Here is an 18,112-nt window from a genome sequence, read left to right as displayed (position 1 = left end):
GCGATGTCCTGGGCCAGCCGGCTCTACCGCAACCAGTCCCATGTCGACTTCGTCGGCCGCCGCCGGATCTGGTATGCCTTCTCCGCGCTCCTGCTGATCGTCTGCGTCGCCAGCATGCTGATCCGGGGCTTCTCCCTGGGCATCGACTTCAAGGGCGGGGCGCTGTTCCAGTTCCCGTCCGGCGGCAGGTCGGTCGCCGTGGCCGAGGAGGCCCTGTCCTCGGCCGGCGTCAACCCGGCCGACTCGGTCATCCAGGAGCTCGACACCTCCCAGCAACTGCGGGTGCAGACCCCGACCCTCTCCGCCGAGCAGGCCAGTGCGCTGCAGAACACCATCGAGAAGCGTTTCGAGGTCGCCCCGACCGACATCGACATCTCGACGGTGGGCGCGTCGTGGGGGTCGACCATCACCAGCAAGGCGCTGCAGGGGCTCGCGGTCTTCCTGGTGCTGGTGGTGGTCTACCTGTCGGTCCGGTTCGAGTGGAAGATGGCGGTCGCCGCCATGACCGCGCTCGTCCATGACCTTGTCATCACGATGGGTGTCTACTCGCTGGTGGGTTTCCAGGTCACCCCGTCCACGGTCATCGCGTTGCTGGCCATTCTCGGGTTCTCCCTCTACGACACCGTCGTCGTCTTCGACCGGGTCCGGGAGAACACCGCCGGCATGAGCACGACCAACCGGCGCACCTACGCGGAGGCCACCAACGACGCGTTGAACGAGACCCTGGTGCGTTCGCTCAACACCTCGTTCATCGCGCTCGTGCCGGTCGCCTCGCTGCTGTTCGTCGGTGCCGGTCTGCTCGGCGCCGGCACCCTGGAGGATCTCGCCCTCGCCCAGTTCGTGGGTATCGCCTCGGGCGCCTACTCGTCGCTGTTCTTCGCCACTCCGCTGCTGGTCGACCTGAAGAAGAACGAGCCGGCGGTCAGGGCACTCGACCAGCGGGTGGCCCGGGCGCGGGCGGCGGCCGCCCGGGAGCCCGCCAGGCAGCCGAAGGCCGCGGCGGCGGCCGCCGTCGGTGGTCGCGCATCCGACAGCGGGGCCGCGGCGGCCGGTCAGGGGTCGGGAAGCGGATTTTCCGATACCGCGACCACCCCCTCGGACGCTGACGAGCGTGAACGTGGAGAGCCCGCCAGCGGCCGTGAACCGGCCGTTGCCGGCGTCCGGCCGCCACGGCCCGCCGCGGGCCGCCGTCCGACACCAGCCCGGCGTTCTGGCCGCAAAGGCCGTCCCAGCGGTAAAAAACGGCGGTGACGACCATCGAACCAGCCGAAACGACCATCGGACCGGCCGGCACCGGCACCACCACCAGCGGCCTGTCCGCGGCCGGCACCACCGCCGCGGACGTGCTGCGGGCCCACATCCGGGATGTCGCCGACTTCCCCCAGCCCGGGGTGGTCTTCAAGGACATCACACCGTTGCTGGGGACACCGGCCGCCTTCACGGTGGTCATCAACGAGTTGGCCACGACCGCGGGCGGTTACGGCGCCACCGTCGTGGCGGCCATCGAGGCGCGTGGCTTCCTGCTGGCGGCCCCGGTCGCCTACCGCACAGGGGTGGGTGTCGTGCCCATCCGCAAACAGGGCAAGCTACCGGGGGAGACGGTCAGCCGTACCTACGACCTGGAGTACGGCACCGCCACCCTCGAGGTACAGGCCGACGCCTTCCAGCCGGGTGACCGGGTGCTGCTCGTCGACGACGTGCTGGCCACGGGCGGTACGGCGGCCGCCGCGACCGAACTGGTCCGCGCGTCGGGCGCGGAGGTCGTCGGGCTCGCCGTGCTCATGGAGCTGACCTTCCTGGCCGGGCGTGACCGGCTTGCGCCGCTCGCGATATCGTCGATCATGGAAGTCTGATCGTCGGGGCCTGTTCCTCGCCGGTTCGGAGCCTCGGCCGTGGTGCTCCTGCGCGGCACTCCCGACCGTAATGATCATGATTGCGACAACCCCGGCCTGTGACCTTTGTGTGATCCACGGGCATTGGCCGGGGTTGCGGGAGGAGGTCAACCCGCGGAAGCGTTAGCCTTCAGGGGTCCGACATGAAGCAGGAGCGGCTTGTGCCCGAGGCAGCCCCGGTGACGGCTGGAGCGTCCGAGCCTGGCGCGACGACCGTTCGGGAGTCGTCCGCGGCAGGCGAATACGCTGTGCTCGCCCGCGAGGACAGCCATGGCTGCCCGCCCACCGGCGCGCCGTCGGCGGTCGGGGCGGAACGTCCACCGCAGGCCACGTCGGCGGGACGCGCCAGGGCGGCCGACGGCGCGCCACGGCCGGCCGACATCCCGCCGGCCGATACCTGGCCGGCCGATACCAGGCCGGCTGATGCCGGGTCGAGCGACGCCAGGCCAACCGACACCAGGCCAACCGATGCCGGGCCAACCGAAACCAGGTCGCCAGGCGACGCCCAGCCGACCAGCGTCCAGCCGGATGTGGTGCGATCACCTGACGGGCAGCCGGTTTCCGCACCGCCGGCTGTTCTCCCGGCCTCACCGGTTCCGCCCGCGGCCCCGGCCTCATCAGCCCCGGCTCCGCCCGCTGCCGCTCCACCCGCCGCACCGGCCCCGGCCACCTCGGCTCCATCCGCCTGGCCCGGCACATCGGCCCCGCCGACGCGCCAGTCCGGGCTTCTTGTCGACCACGGTGAGTTCGGTCCTGGTGACGGTTCGCCGGTGGTCCCACGCCTCGGACACGAGTCGCCGCCGTTGCCACGCCGGGTCCGCGGGCGCTTCCCCAGGCTCGCGTCGCATCGAGCGACCCCGCCGTCACTGCTGGATCCGGTGCTGCGCGGCCTGCTCGCGAACCATCCGCGGGCCGACGTCGGCCCGGTCTACCACGCCTTCGAGACCGCGGCGGGGGTGCACGCCGGCCAGGTCCGCCTCTCCGGCCACCCCTACATCACCCATCCCGTCGCGGTCGCGAGCATCCTCGCCGATCTCGGGATGGACACGCCGACCCTGTGCGCCGCGCTCCTGCACGGCACCGTCGGCCAGGGCGGCATGACGCTCGAGCGGATCCGGGACGAGTTCGGCGACCACGTCGCGCTGGTGCTCGACGCGGTGATGAAGCTGCACCGGGTGAAGGTCGGCGAGGCCGCGCAGGCCGAGACGATCCGGCGGATGGTGGTCGCGATGGCCCGCGACCCCCGGGCCCTTGTGATCAAGCTTGCCGCCCGCCTGCACAACATGCGCACGCTGCGCTTCCTGCCCGAGCACAAGCAGGAGCGCAAGGCCCGGGAGACCCTGGAGATCTACGCTCCGCTGGCCCACCGGCTCGGGATGAACTCGCTGAAGTGGGAGCTGGAGGATCTCGCCTTCGCGACGCTCTACCCGAAGCGTTACGACGAGATCGTCCGGCTGGTGGCCGACCGCGCGCCCAGCCGGGACACCTACATCACCGCGGTGGTGATGCAGGTGCAGGCGCACCTGGCCGAGGCCAGGATCAAGGCTGTCGTCACCGGCCGGCCCAAGCACTACTACTCGATCTATCAGAAGATGGTGGTCCGCGGCCGGTCCTTCGACGACATCCACGACCTGGTCGGGATCCGGGTGCTGGTCGACTCCCTGCGGGACTGCTACGCCTCCCTGGGCACCATCCACGCGAACTGGAAGCCGATCCCGGGCCGGTTCAAGGACTACATCGCGATGCCCAAGTTCAACATGTACCAGTCGCTGCACACGACGGTGATCGGCCCCGAGGGCAAGCCCGTCGAGCTGCAGATCCGCACGCACGCGATGCACAACCGGGCCGAGTACGGGATCGCGGCGCACTGGAAGTACAAGGAGGACGGCGTCGGCGCCCGGCCCTCCGGGGAGACCAGGGCAGGCGCGTTCGGACTCGCCGACGGCGGCTCCAGGGCCGGTGCGTCCCGGGACGGCGGCCGTTCCCGGCGGGGCTCCGCCGGGGCCGACCAGACCGCCTGGCTGCGCCAGATCCTCGACTGGCAGCGGGAGAGCGCCGAACCCGGCGAGTTCCTCGACAGCCTGCGCTTCGACCTGCACACCGACGAGGTCTTCGTGTTCACCCCCAAAGGGGACGTGATCGCGCTGCCGGAGGGGGCGACCCCGGTCGACTTCGCCTACGCCGTCCACACCGATGTGGGCAACCAGTGCGTGGGCGCGCGGGTCAACGGCCGGCTCGTCGCGCTGGACACCACGCTGGACAACGGGGACACGGTCGAGATCTTCATCTCCCGGGCGCACGCGGCGGGCCCGAGCGAGGACTGGCTGACCTTCGTCCGGTCGTCCCGGGCCCGTACGAAGATCCGCCAGTGGCACGCGAGGGAGCGGCGGGAGGACGCCATCGTCGCCGGCCGGGACGCGATCGCCCGGATGATGCGCCGCCACGGCCTGCCGCTGACCCGACTGATGAGCGGCGACATGCTGCCCAGCCTGGCCAGGGACCTGCGCTACCCGGACGTCTCCGCGCTGTATGCCGCGATCGGGGAGAAGAACATCAGCGCCCAGCACGTGGTGGGCCGCCTGCTGGCCGCGCTGGGCGGCCCGGAGGGCGCGGCCGAGGACGTCGCCGAGACCGCGCTGCCCACCCGTGCCCTGCAACGTACGGCCGGCGATCCAGGGGTGGTCATCAACGGCGCCGAGGACGTGTGGTCGAAGCTCGCCCGCTGCTGCACACCCATGCCCGGAGACCCGATCGTCGGATTCGTCACCAGGGGGAAGGGCGTCTCGGTCCACCGCCAGGACTGTCCGAATCTGGCTACTTTGTGTAATAGTTCTCGTGACCGGGCGGTGCCGGTCGAGTGGGCCGCATCCTCGGGGTCGGTGTTCCTCGTCGTCATCCAGGTCGAGGCGACCGACCGCGCTCGTCTGCTCTCCGACGTCACCCGGGTGTTGACCAACCACCACGTCAACATCCTCTCGGCGTCGGTGACGACGACCAAGGACCAGCGCGCGGTCAGCCGGTTCACCTTCGAGATGGGGGACGCCAAACATCTCGGCCACATCCGGGACGCCGTGCGCTCGATCGACGGTGTGCACGACTGTTACCGGATCGCCTCCGGGGCGAGGTGTTGACCATGCTGGTGCGGTGGGGGGATCCGGCGGTTTCCAGCGGGAGGGGCCGCCGGCCGGGTCCGCGTCGTCGATGTCGCCGCGGCGGGAGACCGTCACCGGCGAGCGGCGGGGGCACGGAGCTGTTCCGTGCCGGGACGTACCGACGCACCGGGACGTATCGAGGGGGAGCACTGTGGACGCTGAGATCGTAGGTGCCGGGATGCAGGGCGCGGCGCTGCCCGCGCGGGTGGACCGATCCAGTGGGGGGCAGGTCGGCGGCGGGGAGGACGCCTCGCGGACCCTCGCGGCCGCCTGGCTGGCCGGCAGCCGGCTGGCCCACCTCGCCCGCCGGGTGGCCGCGGCCCGAAGTTCACCACCAGGGCCACCTGCGCCATCCGTACTACGGGGGATCATCGACAGGCACTGTCAGCATCATCCCAAGGCCGACGTCGCTCTCATCGTCCGCGCCTACGAGGTCGCCAACCGCCAGCACGCCGGTCAGATGCGGCACAGCGGTGATCCGTACATCACCCATCCGCTGGCGGTCACCGACATCCTCGCCGAACTCGGGGTGGACACCACCACGGTCGTCGCGGCCCTCCTGCACGACACGGTCGAGGACACCGGCTACACCCTGGAGGCCGTCACGGCGGACTTCGGCCCGGAGGTCGCCAACCTCGTCGACGGGGTGACCAAGCTCGACAAGATGCGTTTCGGGGACGCGGCCGAGGCCGAGACACTGCGGAAACTGATCGTCGCACTGGCCAGGGACTACCGGGTCCTGCTCATCAAGATCGCCGACCGGCTGCACAACATGCGGACCCTCGGCTTCAAGTCCCCATCCAAGCAGGCGCGCATCGCCCGGGTGACGCTGGAGATCCTCGCGCCGCTGGCGCACCGGCTCGGCGTGAACGTCATCAAGCGGGAGCTGGAGGATCGGGCGTTCGCCGTCCTGCACCCCGACGAGTACACGCGGATCCAGTCGGTGGTCGATACCTTCACGGCCGCGGAACGCGAGTCCGGCCAGCTTGCCTCGGTCGTCGACAAGCTCGCCAGCGGCCTGGCCGAGGCGCGCATCGACGCCAGGGTCTCGGCCCGTACCAGCCATCTCTTCTCGATCTACAAGCGGGCCCAGGAGCGCGGCTTCGAGGCGCGGGACCACAACGACATCGTCCGCGTGCTGATCCTCGTCGATTCGATCACTGATTGTTATGAGGCGCTTGGGGAAGTGCACGCCCTGTGGCGACCGGCGCCGGGACGGCTGCGCGACTTCGTGGCCACACCCAAGTTCAACATGTACCAGTCGCTGCACACCACCGTCATGGACCCGGCCGGCAAGCCCGTCGACATCCAGATCCGCACGGACGCGATGCACCGGCTCGCCGAGACCGGGATCATCGCCCGGCCGGTCGGGCCGTCCGCGGACGGCGCCCGGCTGGAGGGCCTGGCCTGGCTGCACAGCCTGCTCGACTGGGAGGGCGACGCCAAGGATCCCGGTGAGTTCCTGGAGTCGCTGTCGGCGGACCTCGACTCCGACGAGGTATTGATCTTCACTCCCAAGGGGCGGATCATCGCGCTGCCGGCGAGGTCCACGCCGGTCGACCTCGCCTACGCCGTCCACACCGAACTCGGGCACCGGGCCATCGGGGCGCGGGTCAACGGCCGGCTGGTCCCGCTGCACACCCGGCTGCGCAACGGCGACGTGGTGGAGATCCTGCGTTCGGGGCTGCCGGACGCAGGCCCATCCGAAGACTGGTTGGGTTTCGTCAAGACCTCCCGGGCCCGGGTACGGATCCGTCGTGGGCTGACCAGGCAGCGACGGGAGACCACCGGCCAGCAGTCGGATCCCGAACACCCTGCTGATCGGCAGCTGACACACCCGGATGCCCGCCATGACGATACCCGGGATCCAAGCCCGCTCCGCCCTGGCCGTCAACATCTGGACAGCGGTGCCGGCACCGGCACCGGCAGTGGCACCGGCAGTGGCACCGGCAGTGGCACCGGTGCCGTCCCGGAGGCCTCCGAGCGGACCTCGAACACGGCCCCGCGGCCCGTAGCTGTCGGCGGCCCCGCCACCTCACTGTCCCCGGCGGGCCTGGTGAGTCCGCCCGCTCTGCCGGCCACGCCCGTTCCGGCCGCCCTGCCCGTCGTGTCGGCCGCGCGGACGCCGGCACCGGTGCCGAGGGAACAGGCCCACACCAGGCGGAGCCGGCGGCGATCACGGGACACGGACGAGGCCCTCACCTGGGCGGGGACGGCCGCCATCGACGGCCGCAGCGGCGTCCCGGTCCGTCCCGCCCGCTGCTGTCTTCCCCTGCCCGGGGACGACGTCGTCGGGTTCACCAGCACGCACAGCCTCGCCGTGTCCGTGCACCGGTCGCAGTGCGTGAACGCGGCAAGCGACCGACATCGGGTCGCGGTGACCTCCTGGCTCCCATCGGCGGAGGGCACGTTCCCCGCCGAGATCGCGGTCGAGGCGTTCGACCGCCACGGGCTGCTCGCGGACATCACCGAGATGCTGTCGGACGTGTCGGCCACGGTCCGTTCCGCCTCCTCGATCACCTCCGAGGACCGGGTGGCCCGGGCCCGTTTCACCGTGGAGGTCGCCGGCCCGGCACAGTTGGACGCGCTGCTCTCGGCCGTACGGACGGTCGGCGGCGTCTACGACTGCTACCGCGCCGGCACCAGGCCGGGTTGATCCTGTTCGTCCCGCGCGCCACCTGCGCGCCATCCGCGTGTCGCCGGTGGCCGGCGGGAGTCCGTTCTCGCCGGCCACCGGCGTTCAGATCAGAACCCGCAGCTGTTCGTCGAGGTCACGCACTGCCTGGACGTCACGCCAGGGCGACAGATGATCACGGATGTGCAGGACGCGGGTCAGGCCGAGCGAGAAGTCCGTCTGCGCCACGATCGCCAGGGCGTCGGCGGCGAACTGGCAGGCCTGTTCGATCTCCCGTTGCTGAATATGCACCTCGGCGACGGCGCCCAGCAGCAGGGAACGCTTCTTGGTGGTGGTGGGGCTGGTCGTACGCAGCCCCTCGAAGGCGGTCGCGCGGGCCGCGTCCGGACGGCGCAGCCGGGTGAAGGTGGTGACCTTTATCCCGTCGAGACGGGAACGGTCGAAGAACTGCGTCCACACCCGGTCGTCGGCCGGGGTGGCCTGGCCGAAGGCGTCGGTGGCGCGGTCGAGCGCGCGCAGCGCCGCGTCGCTGTCCCCCTGGTGGGCCTGTTCCTCCGCCTCCCGGGCGGCCAGCCAGGCGCAGGTCATCGGGCTGCCGCCGCGCTCGGCGTGACGCTGGGCCTCGGCCAGCAGCGCACAGGCCTTGTCCGGCCGTCCGTTCATGCTCGGCTGGAAGCTCTCGTAGCCGAGCACGCATGCCAGCAGGGCGTCGTCGCCGGCCTCCTGGGCGGCCTCGGCCGCGACGTGGTAATAGGCGCGGGCGTGGGCACTGTTGCGCATGTCGAAGGCGAGCCAGCCGGCCAGCGCGGCGGTCTCACCGGCGGTGACAGCCAGCGCCCGGCGCACCGCCGAGCGCGGTGCGGCCTCCAGGAGACGGCTGAGGGCGGCCAGATGCGCGGTCACCCGTTCTATCAGCCGATGGGCCGGCACCCGCTCCTCCAGCCCGAACAGGCCGGCGGTGCGGGCGGAGAGACTGTCGACGACTGACGGAGTGGCCACGGCCTGCTGCCGCAACGCCGCGGAAAGCCGCTCCCACGGCGGCCGGGCGTCGGGTGACGCCGTCGTGGCATCCTCGGCCGCCGCGACCAGCCGGAGGAAGGGACGCTGTTCCGCCCCCGGCCGTGACGGCCCGGACGCGTGTTCCGGCCCGGGTCCGGCCGCGATGTCACCGACAGTGCTGACGATATTGGTAGCGCCAGTAGCGCCGGCGGTGTCGTTCTCGATGAACCCGAGCTCCCCGGATGTTCGCTGAAAGAGAGCTCCCAGAAGCCGTTGGTAACGAAGACTTGGCTTCTTGTCGCCTTTCTCCCACTTGCAGACCATGTTGCCGGTGACCCCGGCCTCACGTCCTTCGCGGCTGACGGCGAAGCCGCGCAGCTCCATGGCCAGTTGTTCCTGCGACCAGCCCCGTTCCTCCCGGCAGTTTCGCAGCCGGATGTTGGGGGTGCGTGCGGGTGGTCGGGAAACGGCAGTCGTAAGGGCCCTGCTCGCCGGAGTCATCGTCTGCCTTTCCTTGTCCGCCAACTCCCGTATAGCCCCCCGGTAAAAGAGTTCATCCATGGCCTTATGTCCGCGGGTTGCCGCCCTCCCACCGTCCGTGGTGCTCACCGGCCGCGGCCCCGCTGCCGGGCGTCGCCGTCCGTTGTGTCGTCGTGATCTGGTTGTCCAGCGGTCGGACGGTGGCACCACGTCGTTCCGTCGTCCGGACGGCGGCCTTCGCGCGGGCGACGGCTCCTCTCCGACGGCCTGGCCCGTGCGTTTCGGAGTTATTTCCCGGTGGTTTTGTCATCGGCGGCACAGCTGGCGACATGGTTGATGGCACGGTTGATGACATGCCGGTGCTCCGCCGGCCGCCGTTTACTGAATGTGTGCGGATGCCGGAGCACGGGGATGGCGGAGGGCGGACGCCGGAGAACAGCGTCCGGCCGCCCGTCGGCGCGCACCGGGGAAGCGCATCGGCCGGCACCGGTACACAGGTATGTGGATTCCGGCACATTCGGTGATGTCGGATGTTGCCGGCGGTGCCCGTCGGCGGGAAGCGGATGGCCCTGAGCGCGCTCGGTGAGATCCGGTGACGGCCCGCGGCAGGCAGCCCGTAGAGTCTGTCCTGTGAGTGCAGGCCCTTTCGATGACGCTTCACCGCCCCCGGCGAATCGCCGTCCGTTACGAGCCTGGCAGGAGGCTGCCCTTGCGATCTACCGGGCCCGGGCGGGCTCCGGCGCACGCGACTTCCTGGCCGTCGCCACCCCCGGCGCGGGCAAGACGACCTTCGCGCTGCGCGTCGCGTCCGACCTGCTACGCGACGGCGTGGTGCGTGCGATCACGGTGGTGGCGCCGACCGAGCACCTGAAACGGCAGTGGGCCGACGCGGCGGCGGAGGTGGGCATCTCCCTCGACCCGGCCTTCCGCAACACCGCCGGGGCCACTTCCTCGGACTACACCGGCGTGGTGCTCACCTACGCCCAGGTGGCGGCGCATCCCGCGCTGCACCGGCTGCGCTGCGAACGCCGCCGCACCCTGGTGATCCTCGACGAGATCCACCACGCCGGTGACGCCCTGTCCTGGGGCGACGCCGTCCGGGAGGCGTTCACCCCCGCGACCCGGCGTCTCGCGCTCACCGGCACCCCCTTCCGGTCCGACGTCAACCCCATCCCGTTCGTCACCTACCTGCCCGGGCCGGATGGTGTGACGCGCAGCGTCGCCGACTCCTCCTACGGCTACTCCGACGCGCTGCGTGACAGCGTGGTGCGTCCCGTGCTGTTCCTGGCCTACTCCGGGGAGATGACCTGGCGGACCAGCGCCGGGCACGAGCTGTCCGCCCGGCTCGGCGAGCCGCTGAACAACGAGCAGACCGCCGCGGCATGGCGCACCGCCCTCGACGTCCGCGGCGACTGGATCCCCGCCGTCCTCGCCGCCGCCGACACCCGGCTGTCCCAGATCCAGGCCGGCGGAATGGCGGACGCCGGCGGGCTGGTGATCGCCAGCGACCATGCCAGCGCCCGCGCCTACGCGGGGATCCTGCGCCGGGTCAGCGGCACCGAGCCGGTGGTGGTGCTCTCCGACGACCCTTCCGCCAGCTCGAAGATCGCGAATTTTCGGGAGTCGCGGCAACGGTGGATGGTCGCCGTCCGGATGGTCAGCGAAGGCGTGGACGTCCCACGCCTGGCCGTCGGGGTCTACGCCACCTCCGTGGCCACCCCGCTGTTCTTCGCCCAGGCCGTCGGCCGGTTCGTCCGCGGCCGGGGCCGGGCGGAAACCGCCTCTGTCTTCCTGCCCAGCGTCCCGACGCTGCTCGCACTCGCCGGCGAGATGGAGGTCCAGCGTGACCACGCGCTGGACAAACCCCTGCGTGAACCGGACGCCTTCGACGACGCGGCGCTGCGCGAGGCCAACCGGCGCCGGGACGTCCCCGACCTGCCCGAGCGGTCCTTCACCGCGCTGGGTTCCTCGGCACATTTCGACCGGGTCATCTTCGACGGCGGTGAGTTCGGCACCCAGGCGGCCGCCGGCTCCGCCGAGGAGGAGGACTTCCTGGGGCTGCCCGGCCTGCTCGAACCCGACCAGGTCGCCGTCCTGCTCAAACAGCGGGAGGCCGCCCAGCTCGCCGCCCGGCGCCGGCAGGAGCGCACCGAGGCCCGCCAGGACCCCACCGGCCGCGCCGCCCGGGGCGCCTTCGGGCAGACGGTCCCGGCGGCCCGCGCCGCCGAGGCGGACGGCCCGGACGCGCAGGCCACGGACAACCGTCCGACCCACGAGGTGATCGCCGAACTCCGCCGGGAGCTCAACCGGCTGGTCGCGGCCCACCACCACCGCACCGGCCGCCCGCACGGGGCGATCCACGGCGAACTGCGACGGACCTGCGGCGGCCCGGCAACCGCCCAGGCCACCGCCGCTCAGCTACGCGCCCGCATCGACGCTGCCCGCCGCTGGGCCCTCCCCGAATAGCGGCCTTTCTCCAAATAGTGGCTTTCACCACCATTTGGGGCCCCTGGCGGAGGGGTTGGCCGTTACGTGGGCTTATCGATCATCTGATGATGATCGATAAGGAGAAGGAGGGGTGCGTCGGGGGCTTTTGCTGGGATTGGGGGGTTTTAGGTGTCAACGATGTGAATGCGCTGCTGTCATAGCAGCAGTGGATTCACATCCTTGGCGGCTGCTGAGGGTGGGTGGGGAGGTTTTTGGGGGTCAGGTGCCCTGGGTGATGGTGAGGGTGAGGGTCTGGGGCTTGCTCGCGGGGGCGCCGTCAGGGGCGCCGCCTTCGACTCCGGGAGTGGTGAGGGCGGCGAGGACGGACAGGCCCTCGGTCACCTTCCCGACGACCGTGTAGTTGGTGGCCAGTGCCTGCACGCCGTCCTCGTTCGGGTCCTGGTAGTTGATGAAGAACTGGCTGCCGTTGGTGCCGGGGCCCGCGTTGGCCATGGCGATGACGCCGCGGGTGTACCTGGCGCCGTCGGTGTTCTCGTTGGCGTAGGCGAAGCCCGGGCCGCCCATACCGGTGCCGTCCGGGTCCCCGCACTGGAGCACGAAGATGTTCTGGGTGGTTTCGCGGTGGCAGGTGGTGTTGTCGAAGTACTTGGCGTTCGCCATCGTGAGCAGGGCGTGGACGGTGCAGGGCGCCTTTTCCGCGTCCAGCGCGGCCCTGATCGTCCCCTTGTTCGTGTTGATGGTCATCGTGGCGGGGGAGCGGTCCACCGTGTCGGCTGCCGCGGGCAGGCTGAGCGGTCTGGACGGTTTCTGCCCGTCCGAGGTGTAGGTGCAGGGGCCGACCTGTGTCGTGACGGCCGGGGCCGCCGCGGATGGCTCCGTCGCGGGCGATGTCGCCGAAGGCGACAGGGAGGCGGTGTCGTCGTCGCCGGTGACCAGCAGTGCCGCGGTGATACCGCCGGTCAGCAGGATCAGGGCGCCCACGCAGACGGCCGCTGTCACCCTGCGTTGTCGACGCCGTGAGGCGGCCCGGCGTGCGGCCTGCCGGGCGGCCCTGGCCGCGGCGAGATCGCGCTGTCGGCGCGTCTTGGACGTCACCACCTGTCGGCCTCCCTGTCCATCACTGCGGATACGCGGCGTTGTTCCGCCACTGGCGAGCGCACGGTCAAGGGAAGTGTAGGTAGTCACGATCCGCCCGTTGCCGCCGCACCGGTATCGTGCCGAGTCCGGCTGTGTGAAAGCTGTGCGTAACCTTCAGATGGCGTTAACTGTCACGATCCCGCTACTGGCCCGATCCAGGGCGCAACCGTCCTGATCACGGTCGCCGCACCGCCGTGGCACCATGTCAGCGGGTCACGGTGATGCCGTCGCGCTTCCGTGGTGGCCGTACCGTGCGCTGTCGCTGGGGCCGTTCGGGTTGGCGCGGTGTGTCCGTCGTGGCTTCCGCCGTCGGAGTCCGGGGGATGCCCGACGGGACGTCTGACCTGTTGGTCAGACGTGCGGCGCTGGCCACCGCGAGCTGTGACTCGCGTTGCGCCGCGTCAAGCAGTTCGGCCAGGTTGGTGTTGGTCGGAGTGCGCAGCGCCCTGCGGTGAAGGATCATCCGCTGTTCGGTGACAAGCAGCCAGTCCTCCAGGGCGGAGCGCCGAGGCAGCAGCACCAACCGTGCCCGTTGCGCGATTCGAGCGCGCGGCCGGTGTGTCATGGCGATCCACTTCTTCCATCCGCCTGAAATCCTGAAATATCAAGTGCTGTCAGAACAACGAAAGCAGGGAACGTACAGTCGTTACGACGGTCGTTTCCGTGCTCGTCGTCTGTGTTCCTGCTATCGATCGTTTTCCTATTATCGATCAGGACGGGTTGGACGGCCATCCGACCGGTGAGCCAGGGACGCCGGACGGTGGCGGCATTCTGCGAACGGATTCCGCGCGTGGCCGACCGGTCCCTTCAGGTGGCAGGGTCCCGCCCGCGGGCTCTCGCTTTCCGGCTGCTCTGTTCGTCTGCGTGGCCAGGTTGTTCGCGCTGCCGGCAACCGGTGGACCAGCCGCCCTTTCCTGTGCGATACCTGTACCGCCGAAGGTGGCAACGGCGATCATTCCGAAATCATCATCTGTTGAGGAGCGCACGGTGTCGGATATTGTGCTGGCCCTGGTGGCCGAACTCGTCAGCGCGGCGGTTGTCGTGCTGGTCTCGTCGCTGTTCCGGCGGTGGCTCAGGCCAGCCATCCGTACGGCCTGAGCCCGTCGTCCACCGTCTGTCCTGGATATTTCCTGTCCGAATGGATCCTCCTGTCCGCGGGTCATCGTCTCCGCGGGTCGTCGCTGACGGCTGACAGGTGACCGGCGACGACCGGCGGCCACCGGCTCCCGAACGGAGTCGGTGGCCGCCGACGGCCCGCCGTTTCGCGTGACCGCGGTCGGCGGTTGCGGTCGGTGGCTATCGTCGGTGCGTGTCTGCTGTCCTTTGCGTCATGTTTCCTCGGTCTGGCCCGACTTCCTTGGAGCCGGAGCGGCCCCGGCGTGACTGTGCTGGGCGATGTAGGCACCGGCTCCGATCGCCGCCGCGACCGGCCATTCGACGACCTCGGTGACGGCGAGCACGCCGAGGCCCACGTAGAAGGCGGTCTGGGTTGGTGACGGCAGTCTGATCGGGCCCACTTTCATGCTTGTGCCCGGCGCGCGCGGGATCTCGATGCGAGCTGTGGCGAACGGCGTCCGCAGCGTGGCGCTGTGGGGCTTTCGCGCCTCGCTCTTCCCTTCCCCACCCGCACCCTCCAGTTCGCTTTCGCGGCCGGCCTCGCCGCGGGCCCGGCCGTTGTCGGTGGCCTCGTTCGCCTGGTCGGCCCGCGACTGCTCCGATGGTTCCGTAGGGGTTCCGGTTTCGTCGCCCGCGTCCGATCCGTCCTGGTACTTCTTCGCCCTGCCGGCTTCTTCTTTTTCTTCGTCTCGTACATGATTGTGTGTCTTGGGGGACATCGGGCCCTCCCTCCGCTATCAGGTCACCATCCCCAAAAGGAAACCCCAGGTAAACAAAAGATCTCGAGGTCGGTTCCAGAAGATTTCTCGGCGGGAACCGAGGCTGTCGGTCGACGTTTCGTCCCGTTGTGGACGTCTGGTCCCTCCCGCGAGGACGGCTGCCTGCCGCGACATTCGTCCAGCGACCGTGCATGGGTACTTCTTCCGGTTCTTCCCGTTCGCCCAGGGGCGGTGTTCGTCCGGTTGTACCTGTCCGGCGGTGTTCTTCCAGTGACGACGGGCGCGCTCTTCCGATGGCGGGCGTCGGCCGTCTGGCGGAGCGCCCGCCTGTTAGACGGTGCCGGCCACCGGGTACCGGCTGTTGAGGGGGTATCCGCGGGGCCCGAGCCGTGGGGGGACGCGGCGCCGGCCATGACGTGCGCCGTCAGGCTGTGGCCTGACGGCGTCGGCCATGAGCTGGGGGCCGGCCACGGCTGTTGCCGTCCGGGTGCCGCAGCTGCCGGTGGCCGGGTGTCATCGCGGCCGGTGGTCGACGGGTGTCATCGCGGCCGGTGGTCGATACCGCCCCGCCGGTGATCGACAGGATCGGTGCGATCGACGGGATCGGTGAGGAGGTCCGCCGATGCGGCTGCCGGATCCCCGCTCGGGTGTGCGACGCGTGCTGGCCGAAGGACGCCTCCTGTGCGACACGGGACTGATACTGCTGGCCGGACCGCTGCTGGAGCGGCTGGAGCCCTCCGCCGCGGACCAGCCCGATCATCGGCCTGACCAGCTCGATCATCGGTCTGACCAGGCCGGTCAGGCCGCCGGCCGGCTGGCTCGTCCCGGCGGCGGCCTCGGGAGCACCCGGCTCAGGGTGGCCAGCCTGCGGGTGCGCGGTGTCGGCGGGCTGCCGCACCCGTCGTGCCGGCGGCTGCTGGAACAGGAGCTGGAGCGCCGTCCCGGGGTGCGGTGGGCCCGGGTCAACGCGCCGCTGGGACGGCTCCTGGTCGGTCTGGCCGAGCCGTACCCACGGATGGGTGAGCTGGTCGTGGCCGCCGAGCGCGCCGTCCGCGTGATCCGCGGCGAGTGGGCCGAGCGGGAAGCCCGGGCCGAGCGGGAAGCCGCCGCGAATCAGACCGCTGGTGATCAGACCGCCGGTGATCAGAGCGCGGTGGACGCCGGTCCACGGCCCAGGACCGCCGACCTGCCGGATTCGGCGGCTGTGGTGCTGCGGGCGGCCGCCGCGCTCGCCGCGGACGGGATCGCCCTCACCGTGGCCTCGGTGGGCCGGGTCGCCCGCTGGACGCCGTTGCCGCTGGAGTTCGCCGCGCTGGTCACGGTCGTCGACACCCAGCCGCGGCTGCGCGCGGTCGTGGAGCGGACGATCGGGCCGCAACGGGCGGACATCGTCCTGGCGGTGGCCAACGCCGCCGCGCTGGGGCTGGCCGGCAGCTCCAGCGGTCTCGGTCTGGACGCCGTCCACCGGGCGCACGCCCTGGCCGCCGCCCGGGCCCGCCGGGGCGCGTTTGCCGCCGCCGGCGCCGAACTGCTGGGGGACCCTGACCGGGCCGGTGCCGGACTGGTGGCCCCTGAGCGGCCTCGACCGGCTCCGGCCGGCCCGGTGGAACGCTACGCGGACGCCGCCGGGGTGGGTCTGCTGGCGCTCTTCGGTGCCACGGTCGCGCTGACCGGTGGCCCGCGGCGGGCCGCCGCTGCCGGGCTGGCCATGCTCCCGCGTCCCGCCGGTCTTGGCCGGGAGGGCTTCTGCGACCAGCTCACAGTTGTGCTGGCGCGCCGGGGAGCGCAGGTGATGAACCCCGGGGCGCTGCGGCTGCTGGACCGGATCGACACGGTGGTGGTCGACTCCGACGTGCTGGTCGGCACGGCGTTCACCGTCGGTGAGGTCATCCCGCTGGCCGGTGCCGACGCGAGCGAGGTGGCCGTCCGGGCGTACGCGCTGTTCCGGCCGACCGATCCGGCGGCGACGACCGAGGCGGACGGCTGGACGCTCGCGCCGATCGAGCGGCTGGTCGGCAACGGCGGCTCGGGCAACGGCGGCTCGGGCGACAACGGCCCGGATAACGACGGCCAGGATGGCGACGGCCCGGGCCGGGCGCAGTGGCGGCGGCTGCGGGCGGCCGGGGTGCACACGATCCTCGGCCTCGCCCAGGGTACGGCGGTGACGGCGGTGGTGACGGCGGTGCCTGAGCGGGCCGAGGGCGCCGAGGCGCTGCTGGCCTCCTGCCGGCGCAGCGGGCTGACGGTGCGGGTGGCCGGCGGCGCGGCCTGCCCGGACGACGGCTTCGGGTTCCCGGTGATCCCGGGCGGGCACCGTCTGCCGGCCGCCGTCGGCGACCTGCGGGCGGCGGGTGCCGGGGTGCTGGTCGTCTCGCACCGGCGTCCCGCGGTGGGCGGCGCCGACTGCGGGGTCGGGGTCGACGGCCCCGACGGCGCGCCGGCCTGGGGCGCCGACGTCCTCGTCGGGACGGACCTGCCGACCGCCGCGATGATGGTGGAGGCGGCCGCCGTGGCGGCCCGGGTGAGCCGGCGCGCGGTGCGGCTCGCCCGGATCGGTTCCGGCGCCGGCGCGCTGGTCGCGCTGACCGGTACCGGCCCACGGCTGCTTTCCCGGGCGATGCTCATGGTGAACGGGGCCGGTGCCCTTGCGTTCGGTGACGGCGTCTGGGCGGCTCGCGAGCTCGACCGGCGTCTACCGCCGCCGAGCATCCCGCGCACGCCCTGGCATGTGCTCTCGGCGCGGCGTGTCCTGGCCGGGCTGGGCAGCTCCGCGGACGGTCTGACCAGCGCGCAGGTCGCGTCGCGGCGGGCGGACGACGTCCCGGGGGGCACGGGGGCTCCTGGCCTGTTCGCCGCGCTCGCCCGGGAGCTGGCAAGCCCCCTGACCCCGGTCCTGCTGGGCGGGGCGGCGCTGTCGGCCGCCAGCGGCTCGGTGCTGGACGCGGGCCTGGTGGTCAGCGTGGCTGTCATGTCGGCGCTGGTGGGCGCGGTGCAGCAGCGGCGGGCCGATCGCGCGCTGGCCCGGCTGTTCGCCCGGTCCGCGCTGCGGGCCCGGGCGCGCCGGGACGGCGCCGACGTCGAGCTCATCGCGCGGGAGCTGGTCCTTGGTGACGTGATCTTGATCGGGCCGGGGGACGTCGTCCCCGCTGACGCCCGGCTGCTGTCGGCGACCAGCCTGGAGATCGACGAGTCGTCGCTGACCGGGGAGTCCCTGCCGGTGACGAAGTCGCCGCGTCCGGTCGCCGCCAGCTATGTCGCGGAGCGTTCCTCGATGGTGTACGAGGGAACCACCGTGGTCGCCGGTTCCGCGACGGCCGCCGTCGTGGCGACGGGTCCGGCCACCGAGGCGGGCCGGGGGATGGCCGCGACCGACGGCCCGGAGCGGGCCGTCGGTGTCGAGGCCCGGCTGGCCGCGATCACCGAGTTCACCGCGCCGGTGGCGCTCGGCGCGGCCGCGACTCTGCTCGCCTCCGGGCTCGTCCGCGGCCGGCCCGCCGGCGACACGCTGAGCGCGGGCGTGGCGCTCGCCGTCGC

Annotated in this window: 9 protein-coding genes and 1 pseudogene; 6 read left to right on the top strand and 4 right to left on the bottom strand. The window is 71.6% G+C overall.

Going from position 1 to position 18,112, the window contains the following annotated elements:
• Positions 1-3 precede the first annotated feature (3 nt).
• From secF to CM1CMNOD_RS11575, 4 genes are all read left to right on the top strand, one after another.
• Positions 4-1,251, top strand: coding sequence for a protein translocase subunit SecF (gene secF, locus CM1CMNOD_RS11595; protein WP_013873828.1), 1,248 nt, complete (start codon positions 4-6; stop codon positions 1,249-1,251).
• Positions 1,252-1,277: 26 nt separating this feature from the next.
• A complete protein-coding gene (locus CM1CMNOD_RS11590; protein ID WP_431307086.1) occupies positions 1,278-1,853 on the top strand; it encodes an adenine phosphoribosyltransferase in 576 nt (191 codons plus the stop codon).
• 572 nt (positions 1,854-2,425) lie between these two features.
• The gene (locus CM1CMNOD_RS11580; protein ID WP_237703136.1) at positions 2,426-5,023 is read left to right on the top strand and encodes a RelA/SpoT family protein; all 2,598 of its coding nucleotides are present in this window, start codon (positions 2,426-2,428) and stop codon (positions 5,021-5,023) included.
• A 172-nt stretch (positions 5,024-5,195) separates the two neighbouring features.
• A complete protein-coding gene (locus tag CM1CMNOD_RS11575; protein WP_013873824.1) occupies positions 5,196-7,700 on the top strand; it encodes a RelA/SpoT family protein in 2,505 nt (834 codons plus the stop codon).
• A gap of 84 nt (positions 7,701-7,784) precedes the next feature.
• On the opposite strand, the gene CM1CMNOD_RS11570 is transcribed toward CM1CMNOD_RS11575, so the two are convergent.
• Complete coding sequence (locus tag CM1CMNOD_RS11570; protein ID WP_237702740.1) at positions 7,785-9,179, bottom strand: helix-turn-helix domain-containing protein; 1,395 nt, start codon at positions 9,177-9,179, stop codon at positions 7,785-7,787.
• A gap of 609 nt (positions 9,180-9,788) precedes the next feature.
• Here CM1CMNOD_RS11570 and CM1CMNOD_RS11565 point away from each other — a divergent pair.
• Positions 9,789-11,624 carry a DEAD/DEAH box helicase gene (locus tag CM1CMNOD_RS11565; protein WP_013873822.1) on the top strand — a complete coding sequence of 612 codons (1,836 nt, stop codon included), beginning with the start codon at positions 9,789-9,791 and terminating at the stop codon, positions 11,622-11,624.
• 240 nt (positions 11,625-11,864) lie between these two features.
• Here the strand turns inward: CM1CMNOD_RS11565 and CM1CMNOD_RS11560 are convergent, their stop codons facing one another.
• The 3 genes from CM1CMNOD_RS11560 to CM1CMNOD_RS22440 all read right to left on the bottom strand — a co-directional run bounded on the left by CM1CMNOD_RS11560 (position 11,865) and on the right by CM1CMNOD_RS22440 (position 14,578).
• A complete protein-coding gene (locus CM1CMNOD_RS11560; protein WP_347176479.1) occupies positions 11,865-12,701 on the bottom strand; it encodes a peptidylprolyl isomerase in 837 nt (278 codons plus the stop codon).
• Positions 12,702-12,948: 247 nt separating this feature from the next.
• Positions 12,949-13,308 (bottom strand): hypothetical protein, encoded by a 360-nt coding sequence (locus CM1CMNOD_RS11555; RefSeq protein ID WP_013873820.1) that lies wholly within the window; start codon positions 13,306-13,308, stop codon positions 12,949-12,951.
• Positions 13,309-14,071: 763 nt separating this feature from the next.
• On the bottom strand, positions 14,072-14,578 hold the full coding sequence (locus CM1CMNOD_RS22440; protein ID WP_013873818.1) for a hypothetical protein: 507 nt from the start codon (positions 14,576-14,578) through the stop codon (positions 14,072-14,074).
• Between the two features lie 622 nt (positions 14,579-15,200).
• Between CM1CMNOD_RS22440 and CM1CMNOD_RS23085 the strand changes: the two are divergent.
• Positions 15,201-18,112 (top strand): annotated as a pseudogene (locus CM1CMNOD_RS23085) (cation-translocating P-type ATPase); the annotation flags it as partial.

The sequence above is a fragment of the Protofrankia symbiont of Coriaria myrtifolia genome, assembly GCF_900634755.1.
In the GTDB taxonomy this organism is placed as follows: Bacteria; Actinomycetota; Actinomycetes; order Frankiales; family Frankiaceae; genus Protofrankia; species Protofrankia coriariae.
This window is presented reverse-complemented; position numbering and strand designations above follow the sequence as displayed.